Source organism: Enterobacter adelaidei (assembly GCF_041937165.1).
GTDB classification, from domain to species: Bacteria; Pseudomonadota; Gammaproteobacteria; order Enterobacterales; family Enterobacteriaceae; genus Enterobacter; species Enterobacter adelaidei.
In genome coordinates this window covers 212,035-225,138 of sequence record NZ_CP154353.1, presented here as the reverse complement: position 1 = coordinate 225,138, position 13,104 = coordinate 212,035, and the positions used below count along the sequence as shown (strand labels likewise).

7 protein-coding genes are annotated in these 13,104 nt (G+C 53.5%); 5 read left to right on the top strand and 2 right to left on the bottom strand.

Going from position 1 to position 13,104, the window contains the following annotated elements:
- From thiG to AAHF05_RS01105, 5 genes are all read left to right on the top strand, one after another.
- The gene (thiG, locus tag AAHF05_RS01125; RefSeq protein ID WP_129325389.1) at positions 1 to 771 is read left to right on the top strand and encodes a thiazole synthase; all 771 of its coding nucleotides are present in this window, start codon (positions 1 to 3) and stop codon (positions 769 to 771) included.
- Entirely contained in the window at positions 768 to 1,901 is a 1,134-nt protein-coding gene (gene thiH, locus AAHF05_RS01120) for a 2-iminoacetate synthase ThiH (RefSeq protein WP_129325387.1), read from the top strand. Before thiG ends, thiH begins: the two co-directional genes overlap by 4 nt.
- 317 nt (positions 1,902 to 2,218) lie before the next feature.
- Positions 2,219 to 3,760, top strand: coding sequence for a sensor domain-containing diguanylate cyclase (locus tag AAHF05_RS01115; RefSeq protein WP_129325385.1), 1,542 nt, complete (start codon positions 2,219 to 2,221; stop codon positions 3,758 to 3,760).
- Positions 3,761 to 3,939: 179 nt separating this feature from the next.
- A complete protein-coding gene (locus tag AAHF05_RS01110) occupies positions 3,940 to 4,248 on the top strand; it encodes a PTS sugar transporter subunit IIB (protein ID WP_010425948.1) in 309 nt (102 codons plus the stop codon).
- The gene (locus tag AAHF05_RS01105) at positions 4,248 to 4,565 is read left to right on the top strand and encodes a PTS lactose/cellobiose transporter subunit IIA (RefSeq protein WP_028018475.1); all 318 of its coding nucleotides are present in this window, start codon (positions 4,248 to 4,250) and stop codon (positions 4,563 to 4,565) included. The genes AAHF05_RS01110 and AAHF05_RS01105 overlap by 1 nt, the downstream gene beginning before the upstream one ends.
- 54 nt (positions 4,566 to 4,619) lie before the next feature.
- On the opposite strand, the gene rpoC is transcribed toward AAHF05_RS01105, so the two are convergent.
- Positions 4,620 to 8,843, bottom strand: a complete 4,224-nt coding sequence (gene rpoC, locus AAHF05_RS01100; RefSeq protein WP_028018476.1) for a DNA-directed RNA polymerase subunit beta' — start codon at positions 8,841 to 8,843, stop codon at positions 4,620 to 4,622.
- A gap of 76 nt (positions 8,844 to 8,919) precedes the next feature.
- Positions 8,920 to 12,948, bottom strand: coding sequence for a DNA-directed RNA polymerase subunit beta (gene rpoB, locus AAHF05_RS01095; RefSeq protein WP_014882065.1), 4,029 nt, complete (start codon positions 12,946 to 12,948; stop codon positions 8,920 to 8,922).
- Positions 12,949 to 13,104: the final 156 nt, after the last annotated feature.

The following is a 13,104-nucleotide window of genomic DNA, read 5'->3' as shown; positions in this document are numbered from 1 at the left end:
ATGTTACGTATTGCCGATAAAGTCTTTGATTCACATCTGTTTACCGGAACTGGAAAATTCGCCTCCCCACAGCTGATGGTGGATGTCATCCGGGAAAGCGGCAGCCAGCTGGTGACGCTGGCCATGAAGCGCGTGGACCTGCGTCACCACAGCGATGCCATTCTGGCACCTTTACTGGAAGCAGGCGTTACGCTGCTGCCCAATACGTCCGGCGCGAAAACGGCAGAGGAGGCGATTTTTGCCGCACAACTGGCGCGAGAAGCGCTCGGCACCCGCTGGCTGAAGCTGGAAATTCACCCGGATGCCCGCTGGCTGCTACCTGACCCTATCGAAACGCTGAAAGCAGCCGAAAAACTGGTTCAGCAGGGGTTTATCGTTCTGCCTTACTGTGGAGCCGACCCCGTACTGTGCAAGCGTCTGGAAGAGGTCGGCTGTGCCGCCGTCATGCCGCTGGGCGCCCCCATCGGCTCCAATCAGGGGCTGGAAACCCGTGCGATGCTTGAAATCATTATTGAGCAGGCCACCGTGCCAGTCGTTGTGGATGCGGGCATTGGTGTGCCAAGCCATGCTGCGCAGGCGCTGGAGATGGGCGCAGACGCCGTGCTGGTGAACACGGCCATCGCGGTAGCTGATGACCCGGTCATGATGGCGCGCGCGTTCCGCATGGCCGTAGAGGCCGGCGTGCTGGCAAGGGCGTCCGGCCCCGGCTCGCGCAGTTTTCAGGCTCAGGCCACCAGCCCGTTGACCGGTTTTCTGGAGGCAATCTCATGAGTACGTTTACCGAGCGCTGGCGGCAGCTTAACTGGGACGACATTGCCCTGCGCATCAACAGCAAGACGGCTGCTGACGTGGAGCGAGCATTGAACGCCCGTCACCTCACCCGTGAGGATTTGATGGCCCTGCTCTCCCCGGCAGCCAGCGCCTATCTTGAACCGATGGCACAGCGTGCTCAGAGGCTGACACGCCAGCGCTTTGGCAACACAGTGAGTTTTTACGTCCCGCTTTACCTCTCTAACCTGTGCGCCAATGACTGTACCTATTGCGGTTTCTCCATGAGTAACCGCATCAAGCGGAAAACGCTCGATGAGAGTGAAATTGCGCGTGAGTGTGCGGCCATTCGTGAAATGGGCTTTGAGCATCTTCTGCTGGTCACGGGTGAACATCAGGGGAAAGTGGGGATGGACTATTTTCGTCAGCACCTCCCCGCCATTCGTCGTCAGTTTGCCTCTTTGCAAATGGAAGTGCAGCCCCTGTCGCAAGAGGAATACGCGGAGTTAAAAACGCTCGGGCTGGACGGGGTCATGGTCTATCAGGAAACCTACCACGAGGCGACATATGCCCGGCATCACCTCAAGGGAAAGAAACAGGATTTCTTTTTCCGGCTGGAGACACCGGACAGACTGGGACGCGCCGGGATCGACAAAATCGGTCTGGGGGCGCTGATCGGGCTATCGGATAGCTGGCGGGTAGATTGCTTCATGGTGGCAGAACATCTGCTATGGCTCCAGCAACGCTACTGGCAGAGCCGTTACTCTATCTCCTTCCCCCGGCTGCGGCCTTGCACGGGAGGGGTTGAACCGGCTTCTCTGATGGATGAGCGTCAACTCGTGCAAACCATCTGTGCGTTCCGCCTGCTTGCTCCGGAGGTTGAGTTGTCTCTCTCAACGCGCGAGTCCCCGGCGTTTCGCGATCGCGTGATCCCGCTTGCAATCAACAACGTTAGCGCATTTTCCAAAACGCAGCCCGGCGGCTACGCCGACGACCATCCGGAACTGGAGCAGTTTGCGCCACATGACGGGCGACGTCCGGAAGCCGTCGCTGCCGCCCTGACTGAACAGGGTCTACAGCCTGTCTGGAAAGACTGGGACAGCTGGCTGGGAAGAGCCTCGCAATTGCGTTGAAACGCACTGCAACACGTTAAAAAATTGTCGAGACGCGACGAAAAGGCAAAACCGGATGATTGTCAGCAATCGTCCGGTTTTTTATTGTCTCAAGGCCAGCAACGGACGCTGGCCAGGGCGAAAAGCTTCTTCCTCGTTTCGCCCTGCCTCTGCCTGAATCCAGAATGTTCATAAGTAATTTCTTAGTGATTCTTAATATAAATCATCTCGTCTGAAACCGTACATCGTATAATTCACAGCCAATCGCAGGACAGCGACTATGCTGAGAGGATATCGGCAGACAAAAAGCATTCACCATCAGGATCGATGTACAACTCATGGCACTTCACAGCAAAAAACTCTCTTTCACCCGGCCAATTATGCTCAGCTTCGCGGGGATCCTGTGCAGTTTTGTGCTGATCGCGGTCGCGGTGACGCTTTCGCAACGAAAAGATTTTCTTGAGGATTATCACAAGATTAATAGCAATTTCACGCATAACCTGGCGGTGAATTACACCGAATCTATCCTGCGTGAAAATGACTATATCCTTGGCCGTTCCGCGATGTACTTCGCGCGCGACGACAGGCTAAACGAGACGCTAAACGTTAACCCGACGCAGGGGCTGCAGATGATGATGCATTTGCAGAACCTGATGCCGACCGTCTCCTCCATTTCACTGGCAGACACGCAGGGGCATTATCTCCGCGCACCGGAAGTGCTCCCCACGGAGACGAGTAAAACCTTCGATCCCCGGACGAGACCGTGGTTTGTCGCCCAGGCGGAAGCCAGCATCTTCAGCCACTATACCCGCCCTTATATGGATTACTTTACGGGTCACCCCACGGTCACTCTTTATAAGCCCGTGATTTCACCAGAAGGCAGGCTGAAGGGAACGCTCGCTTTTCATCTCGATCTCACGTCAATGGGCTATACTCTGCGCCAGATGGTAGCACCCGTTCAGGGGGAGTTCTTCATCGTCGAACGCGACGGTGCTGTGGTGCTGCACCCTGATACCGGTGCACTCTTCAAGCAGTACGTGAGCGAAGCGCTGATGGACAAAATGACCAGCGGCGAAGGGCATCTTTACGACAAGAAAAGCAACGCCTGGTATTACTATTATTCGTTTACCAACCCGGACTGGTTTGTTATTTACCGGGTATCGGGTGCGACGCTCACTGATATTACTCGCCACGAAACGACGATTGTTGGCTGGGGGTTTGCCCTGGCGGCCATCATCATCATCCTCTTTGGTTTATACCTGCGCCATGCCTCGCGTACCGTGCTGATGCACATTATCAATGCCATCAAAACCGGCGACGTCAGCGAAGCGCCGCGTCTGGAAGCGATGCTGAGCCACACTATCCAGTCCAATAAAGAGCGTGAGATGGCGTATGTCCGCCAGGCAACGCACGATGCGCTGACGGGCTGCAAAAACCGCCGCGCGTTCGATAGCGATGTGGCGGAGCTTCTGGAAGCACACCAGCCTTTTGCAATGGCGCTGGTGGATATTGATAACTTCAAGTCGATTAACGATACGCTGGGCCACTTAACCGGTGACATCGTCCTGCGCAACGTGGCCCGCGAAGGGCTCCAGATAATGCAGCCACATCACGTCTCGGTTTACCGTTACGGAGGGGAAGAGTTCGCGGTAGTCTTCCAGGCTGAGCAGATTGCTTCTGCACTTTCATTACTTGAGGCGTGGCGTACCGCCGTTGAAAAACGCGCCTGGCGGGAAGAAAACCTGCGGGTAACGTTCAGTGGTGGTCTGGGAGAATGGCACCACGAACCGCTGGAACAATTTGTGGGTAGTGTTGATAACGCACTTTACAGCGCGAAGCAGCAGGGAAAAAATCGCATTATCCGCACGTCCATCAGCTAATCCTCACCTTTCAGCCTGCCCGTTCCGGCGGGTAAGCTGCTCACCAATGCAAAATTGTAACCGGTTTCAGAAAATCGTCGGTTTCTTTGTGATGCCTCACACACAATCACGGTAAAGCGGTTGTTGAAGCGTTCTGCACGGGATAATTATCAATAAACACATGTAGATCGAGGCTGATTATGAAGAACATCGTTTTATGCTGTGCAGCGGGAATGTCAACCAGCATGCTGGTTCAACGTATGAAAGATGCCGCACAGAAAAAAGGGGTTGAAGTCACCATTAAAGCCGTTCCGGTTGCGGAGTTTAAAGACAACATCGCGACGGCCGACATCGTATTACTGGGGCCACAGGTTAAATACGAGCAGGCTAAACTACAGGCACAGGCCGACCCACTGGGTAAAAAGGTCGCGGTGATCGACATGATGGATTACGGCATGATGAAAGGCGATGCCGTACTGGAAAAAGCGCTCAAACTGCTGGAGTCATAATGGAAGACTTAGAAACCACAATCATGGAACTGCTGGTCAACGCAGGTGCGGCACGCAGTGCTGCCCTTACGGCGTTGCAGATGGCACGTAAAGGTGACTTTGCCGAAGCCGAAAAGGCGATGGAAGAGTCGCGCGAATATGTGAAGCATGCGCACACGATTCAGACGCAGCTTATTGGTCTTGATGAAGGTACCGGGAAGCTGCCGGTTAATCTGATCACCGTCCATTCTCAGGATCACCTGATGAACGCGATGGTCATTCAGGACCTGGCGGGCGATATGATAGAGCTGTACCGTCGGCTACCGCTGATTAACTGAAAAAAGAGATAAAAAAACCCGCCGAAGCGGGTTTTTTATTAGCTGAATCAACGATTACTCGTTGTCGGAACCACCCAGACCTGCGTTCAGCAGTTCTGCCAGGCTCGCGGATGCATCTTCAGCAGTGACCTGCGGTGCAGCTGGCAGTTCACCCGCAGCACGACGACGCATACGATCCTGATGGTACGCATAGCCGGTACCAGCCGGGATCAGACGACCCACGATAACGTTCTCTTTCAGACCGCGCAGTTCATCACGTTTACCTGCAACAGCCGCTTCGGTCAGGACACGCGTAGTTTCCTGGAACGATGCTGCAGAGATGAAGGACTCGGTTGCCAGAGACGCTTTGGTGATACCCAGCAGATCGCGTGCGAAGGTCGCACCGATTTTGCCGTTCGCTTCCAGATCGCGGTTAGCGATCTTAACGCGAGAGTATTCAACCTGCTCGCCTTCCAGGAACTCAGAGCTACCTGCGTTTTCGATGGTTGCTTTACGCAGCATCTGACGAACGATAACTTCGATGTGTTTATCGTTAATCTTAACGCCCTGCAGACGGTATACGTCCTGTACTTCGTTAACGATGTAACGAGTAACAGCATGCACACCACGCAGACGCAGGATATCGTGCGGCGCTTCTGGACCGTCGGAAACCACGTCACCACGTTCTACACGTTCACCTTCGAACACGTTGAGCTGACGCCACTTAGGAATCATCTCTTCGTACGGCTCGCTGCCATCTACTGGAGTGATAACCAGACGGCGTTTACCTTTGGTCTCTTTACCGAAGGAAATGATACCGCTGATTTCAGCCAGGATTGCCGGCTCTTTCGGACGACGTGCTTCGAACAGGTCCGCAACGCGTGGCAGACCACCGGTGATGTCCTTGGTACCGCCGGATTCCTGAGGAATACGCGCCAGGGTGTCACCAGAGCTGATCTGTACGCCATCTTCCAGCTGAACAATCGCTTTACCTGGCAGGAAGTACTGCGCAGGCATATCGGTACCCGGGATCAGAACGTCGTTACCCTGAGCATCAACGATTTTCAGCGCAGGACGCAGATCTTTACCGCCAGTAGTACGCTCTGCGGAATCCAGAACTACCAGAGAAGACAGACCGGTCAGCTCGTCAGTCTGACGAGTAATGGTCTGGCCGTCGATCATGTCAGTGAAGCGGATGAAACCACTTACTTCGGTGATAACTGGCATGGTGTGTGGATCCCAGTTTGCAACGGTCTCACCGCCGGCAACCTGCTCACCATCACCTTTCGCCATAACCGCACCGTAAGGTACTTTATAGCTCTCTTTGGTACGACCGAATTCGTCGATCAGTTTCAGCTCAGTGTTACGAGAGGTCACAACCAGCTTGCCTGCAGAGTTAACAACAGACTTCGCGTTGCTGAGCTTGATGCTACCTTTGTTTTTCACCTGGATGCTGGATTCAGCAGCCGCACGAGATGCCGCACCACCGATGTGGAACGTACGCATCGTCAGCTGTGTACCCGGCTCACCGATGGACTGTGCCGCGATAACACCGATTGCTTCACCTTTGTTGATGATGTGGCCACGTGCCAGGTCACGACCATAGCAGTGCGCACATACACCAAAGTCGGTGTCACAGGATACAACGGAACGTACTTTCACTGAGTCAACAGAGTTTGCTTCCAGCAGGTCACACCACTGTTCGTGCAGCAGCGTATTGCGTGGAACCAGAATGTCTGCAGTACCCGGCTTCAGAATGTCTTCCGCGGTTACACGACCCAGTACGCGATCGCGCAGTGGCTCTTTAACATCACCACCCTCGATAACCGGGGTCATGGTGATACCTTCGAGGGTGCCACAATCGTCTTCGGTTACAACCAGATCCTGCGCAACGTCAACCAGACGACGCGTCAGATAACCGGAGTTCGCTGTTTTCAGTGCGGTATCCGCCAGACCTTTACGAGCACCGTGAGTAGAGATGAAGTACTGGAGTACGTTCAGACCTTCACGGAAGTTCGCGGTGATTGGCGTTTCGATGATGGAGCCATCTGGCTTCGCCATCAGACCACGCATACCTGCCAGCTGACGAATCTGAGCAGCAGAACCACGCGCACCGGAGTCGGCCATCATGTAGATGCTGTTGAAGGAAACCTGCTGTTCTTCAACGCCGTCACGGTTAATCACGGTTTCGGTCTGCAGGTTATCCATCATCGCCTTGGATACACGATCGTTCGCCGCAGCCCAGATATCGATAACTTTGTTATAGCGTTCGCCCGCGGTTACCAGACCAGACTGGAACTGCTCCTGGATCTCAGCAACTTCGGCTTCCGCTTCAGAGATGATCTCGTGTTTCTTCTCTGGGATGACCATGTCATCAATACCAACAGATGCACCTGAACGCGCTGCATAAGCAAAGCCGGTGTACATTGTCTGGTCAGCGAAGATTACGGTCGGCTTCAGACCCAGAATGCGGTAACAGGTGTTCAGCATTTTGGAGATCGCTTTCTTGCCCAGCGCCTGGTTGACGATGGAGAAAGGCAGACCCTTCGGTACGATCATCCACAGAATGGCACGACCAACAGTCGTGTCTTTCAGGCTGGTTTTCGCAACGAACTCGCCGTTTTCATCTTTTTCGTATTCGGTGATACGCACTTTAACGCGCGCATGCAGAGAGGCCAGGCCAGCGCGATAAATACGCTCAGCTTCTTTCGGGCCAGTCAGCACCATGCCTTCGCCTTTGGCGTTAACACAGTCACGGGTCATGTAGTACAGACCCAATACAACGTCCTGAGAAGGAACGATAATAGGTTCACCGTTCGCTGGAGACAGGATGTTGTTGGTAGACATCATCAGCGCACGCGCTTCCAGCTGGGCTTCCAGCGTCAGCGGTACGTGAACAGCCATCTGGTCACCATCGAAGTCGGCGTTATATGCCGCACAAACCAGCGGGTGCAGCTGGATAGCTTTACCTTCAATCAGGACTGGCTCAAATGCCTGGATACCCAGACGGTGCAGGGTTGGTGCACGGTTCAGCAGTACCGGGTGTTCGCGGATAACTTCGTCCAGGATATCCCAAACGACAGCTTCTTCACGCTCAACCATTTTCTTAGCGGCTTTGATGGTGGTGGCCAGGCCACGCAGCTCCAGCTTGCCGTAGATGAATGGTTTGAACAGCTCCAGTGCCATTTTCTTAGGCAGACCGCACTGATGCAGACGCAGGTATGGACCTACGGTGATTACAGAACGACCGGAGTAGTCAACACGCTTACCGAGCAGGTTCTGACGGAAACGACCCTGCTTACCTTTGATCATGTCGGCCAAAGATTTCAGAGGACGTTTGTTAGAACCGGTGATCGCACGACCGCGACGACCGTTATCCAGCAGGGCATCTACCGCTTCCTGCAGCATACGTTTTTCGTTGCGTACGATGATATCCGGCGCAGCCAGATCCAGCAGACGTTTCAGACGGTTGTTACGGTTAATGACGCGACGATACAGATCGTTCAGGTCAGAAGTCGCGAAACGGCCACCATCCAGCGGAACCAGTGGACGCAGATCTGGCGGCAGAACCGGCAGAACGGTCAGGATCATCCACTCTGGTTTGTTACCAGACTGAACGAACGCTTCCAGCAGTTTGATACGCTTGGTCAGCTTTTTACGCTTGGTTTCGGAGTTGGTTTCGTTCAGCTCTTCACGCAGCTGCTCGCACTCTTGCTCCAGATCCATGCTCTTCAGCAGGGCCTGAATAGCTTCCGCACCCATCTTCGCGTCGAATTCGTCACCGAACTCTTCCAGCGCGTCCAGATACTGCTCTTCAGTCAGGATCTGGTGACGTTCCAGATTCGTCATCCCGCCTTCGATAACCACATAAGATTCGAAGTACAGAACACGTTCGATATCGCGCAGCGGCATATCCAGCAGCAGACCGATACGGGACGGCAGAGATTTCAGGAACCAGATGTGAGCGGTTGGAGATGCCAGCTCGATGTGGCCCATGCGCTCACGGCGCACTTTGGTCTGGGTCACTTCAACGCCGCACTTCTCACAGATCACACCACGGTGTTTCAGGCGCTTGTACTTACCGCACAGGCACTCGTAATCTTTTACTGGCCCGAAAATACGCGCACAGAAAAGGCCGTCACGCTCAGGTTTGAACGTACGGTAGTTGATGGTTTCCGGCTTTTTAACTTCACCGAACGACCATGAACGGATCATGTCTGGCGAAGCCAGAGCAATTTTGATCGCATCAAACTCTTCGGTTTTAGTCTGCGCTTTCAGAAACTTTAATAAATCTTTCACGGATTTGCTCCCGTCGGAGTTAGCACAATCTGGTGCCGGGGGTTAACCCGGCACCAGTGACCTGTTTGAGCGAGAATTACTCGTCTTCCAGTTCGATGTTGATACCCAGCGAACGAATCTCTTTCAACAGTACGTTGAAGGATTCTGGCATGCCCGGTTCCATCTGATGGTTGCCGTCCACGATGTTTTTATACATCTTGGTACGACCGTTCACGTCATCAGACTTAACGGTGAGCATTTCCTGCAGGGTGTATGCCGCGCCGTATGCTTCCAGCGCCCACACTTCCATCTCCCCGAAGCGCTGACCACCGAACTGTGCCTTACCACCCAGCGGCTGCTGAGTAACCAGGCTGTAAGAACCGGTAGAACGAGCGTGCATTTTGTCGTCGACCAGGTGGTTCAGTTTCAGCATGTACATGTAACCTACGGTTACCGGACGCTCGAACTGTTCACCGGTACGGCCGTCAAACAGCGTAATCTGACCAGACGTTGGCAGACCACCCAGTTGCAGCAGCTCTTTAATTTCAGCTTCTTTTGCACCGTCGAATACCGGCGTTGCAATTGGCATACCTTTGCGCAGGTTCTCTGCCAGACGCAGCACTTCTTCATCGCTGAAGGTGTTCAGGTCGACTTTCTGACGCACGTCGGTACCCAGATCGTAGGCACGCTGGATGAATTCGCGCAGTTTCGCGACTTCCTGCTGCTGTTTCAGCATGGCGTTAATCTTGTCGCCAATACCTTTTGCAGCCATACCCAGGTGGGTTTCCAGAATCTGACCGATGTTCATACGAGACGGTACACCCAGTGGGTTCAGTACGATATCTACCGGCGTACCGTTAGCATCGTGCGGCATATCTTCGATCGGGTTGATCTTAGAGATAACACCCTTGTTACCGTGACGACCTGCCATCTTATCACCAGGCTGGATCTGACGTTTAACAGCCAGATATACCTTAACAATCTTCAGCACGCCTGGTGCCAGATCGTCGCCCTGAGTGATTTTACGGCGTTTCGCTTCGAGTTTTTTCTCGAACTCGTGTTTCAGTTCGTCATACTGCTCAGCCAGTTGTTCCAGCTGATTTTGTTTCTCTTCGTCGGTCAGGCCCAGTTCCAGCCAGCGATCGCGTGGCAGTTTGTCGAGCTTCTCAGCTTCAACGCCACCGGCAACCAGCACCGCATAAATACGGCTGAACAGACCTGCTTCGAGGATCTGCAGTTCTTCAGACAAGTCTTTCTTAGCCTGTTTGAGCTGCATCTCTTCGATTTCCAGCGCACGCTTATCTTTTTCAACGCCATCACGAGTGAAGACCTGAACGTCGATAACCGTACCGGAAACACCGTTTGGTACGCGCAGAGAAGAGTCTTTAACGTCAGACGCTTTCTCACCGAAGATTGCACGCAGCAGTTTCTCTTCTGGCGTCAGCTGGGTTTCACCTTTCGGCGTTACCTTACCAACCAGAATGTCACCGCCGGTCACTTCCGCACCGATGTAAACAATACCGGATTCATCCAGTTTAGAGAGCGCAGCTTCACCCACGTTAGGGATGTCAGCGGTGATCTCTTCTGGCCCCAGCTTGGTGTCACGAGACACACATGCCAGTTCCTGAATGTGGATGGTGGTGAAACGATCTTCCTGAACCACACGCTCGGAGACGAGGATGGAGTCTTCGAAGTTGTAACCGTTCCACGGCATGAACGCTACGCGCATGTTCTGACCGAGCGCCAGTTCACCGAGGTCGGTGGACGGACCGTCTGCCAGCACGTCGCCGCGCTCAACTGGCTCACCCAGAGATACGCAAGGCATCTGGTTGATACAGGTGTTCTGGTTAGAACGGGTGTATTTGGTCAGGTTATAAATGTCGATACCTGCTTCACCCGGGTACATCTCGTCTTCGTTAACTTTGATAACGATACGAGAGGCATCCACGTACTGAACAGTACCGCCACGTTTAGCAACCGCAGTAACACCGGAGTCAACGGCAACAGCACGTTCCATACCGGTACCAACCAGCGGCTTATCAGCGCGCAGAGTCGGAACGGCCTGACGTTGCATGTTCGCACCCATCAATGCACGGTTGGCGTCATCGTGTTCCAGGAACGGGATCAGGGACGCACCGACGGATACCACCTGTTGGGTGGATACGTCCATGTAGTCAACCTGGTCGCGGCTGAACAAGCTGGATTCGCCTTTGCTACGGCAGGTAACCAGATCTTCTACAAAGTGGCCTTCGTCATCCAGGTTGGAGTTCGCCTGAGCGATAACGTAGTTGCCTTCTTCGATAGCAGACAGGTAATGAATTTCGTCGGTTACAACACCGTCGGTCACTTTACGATACGGGGTCTCGAGGAAACCGTATTCGTTTGTCTGTGCGTACACGGACAGGGAGTTGATCAGACCGATGTTTGGACCTTCAGGCGTTTCGATTGGACATACGCGACCATAGTGAGTCGGGTGTACGTCTCGAACTTCGAAGCCTGCGCGTTCACGGGTCAGACCGCCTGGGCCGAGTGCAGAGATACGACGCTTGTGCGTGATCTCAGACAGCGGGTTGTTCTGGTCCATGAACTGAGACAGCTGGCTGGAACCGAAGAACTCTTTCACTGCTGCAGAGATCGGCTTGGCGTTGATCATATCCTGAGGCATCAGTGTATCCAGATCGCCCAGAGACAGACGCTCTTTTACCGCACGCTCTACACGTACCAGGCCAACGCGGAACTGGTTTTCCGCCATTTCGCCAACGGAACGGATACGACGGTTGCCGAGGTGGTCGATATCATCCACTTCGCCTTTACCGTTACGGATATCGATGAGCTTCTTCATCACTTCGATGATGTCGTCTTTGCTCAGGATACCGGAACCTTCGATCTCATCACGCAGCAGAGAACGGTTGAACTTCATACGACCAACCGCGGACAGATCGTAGCGGTCTTCGGAGAAGAACAGGTTCTCGAACAGGCTTTCAGCCGCTTCGCGAGTTGGTGGCTCACCAGGACGCATCATGCGGTAGATTTCAACCAGCGCACTCAGACGATCGGTCGTTGGGTCGACGCGGATAGTCTCAGAAATGTATGGACCATGGTCCAGATCGTTGGTGAACAGCGTTTCGATACGTTTGTGGCCAGACTGGCTCAGCTTAGCCAGCAGATCCAGGCTCAGCTCCATGTTCGCCGGGCAGATCAGCTCGCCAGTTGATTCATCAACGTAATCTTTCGCGGCTACTTTTCCTGCAATGTATTCAACTGGAACTTCGATGTGTTTGATATCATCTTTTTCCAGCTGGCGGATGTGGCGCGCGGTGATACGGCGACCTTTTTCCACATACACTTTGCCGTCGGCTTCGATGTCGAACGACGCGGTCTCACCACGCAGACGTTCCGGCACCAGCTCCATCTGCAGCTTGTTGTCGCGGATTTCAAAGATCACTTTCTCAAAGAACAGGTCCAGGATCTGCTCAGTGGTATATTGCAGCGCACGCAGAATGATGGTTGCAGGCAGTTTACGACGACGGTCGATACGGACAAACAGGTTGTCTTTTGGATCGAACTCGAAGTCCAGCCATGAACCACGGTAAGGAATGATGCGCGCGTTATACAGTACTTTACCGGAAGAGTGTGTTTTACCTTTATCGCTGTCGAAGAAGACGCCCGGGCTACGATGCAGCTGGGAAACGATAACACGCTCAGTACCGTTGATGACGAAAGTACCGTTGTCTGTCATGAGTGGAATTTCACCCATGTAGACTTCTTGTTCTTTAATGTCTTTTACGGTGCCTTCTGGCGCTTCGCGCTCATAGATCACCAGACGCAGTTTTACGCGCAGCGGTGCGGAATAGGTCACGCCACGGATCTGACATTCCTGAACGTCAAACACCGGCTCGCCAAGGCGATAGCTGACGTACTGCAGCTCGGAATTACCGCTGTAGCTCTGAATCGGGAACACGGAACGGAAGGCTGCTTCCAGACCGTACTGCCCTTCAGGATCTTGCTCGATAAACTTCTGGAACGAGTCAAGCTGGATAGAAAGGAGATATGGAATGTCCAGAACTTGTGGACGTTTACCAAAATCCTTACGAATACGTTTTTTCTCGGTATAGGAGTAAACCATAGGGTTCCTCAGCTCGCTGACAAGTCGACCCATCTGTCCGACGAAGGGACAGTTTGTGCAACACCATTTTGTGGACCGGAAAATTGAATACTTTCCGCAATACCTGTTGCTATCACGCTTAAACCATTTCGTTGCGATTTACACAGAGCGAGCACC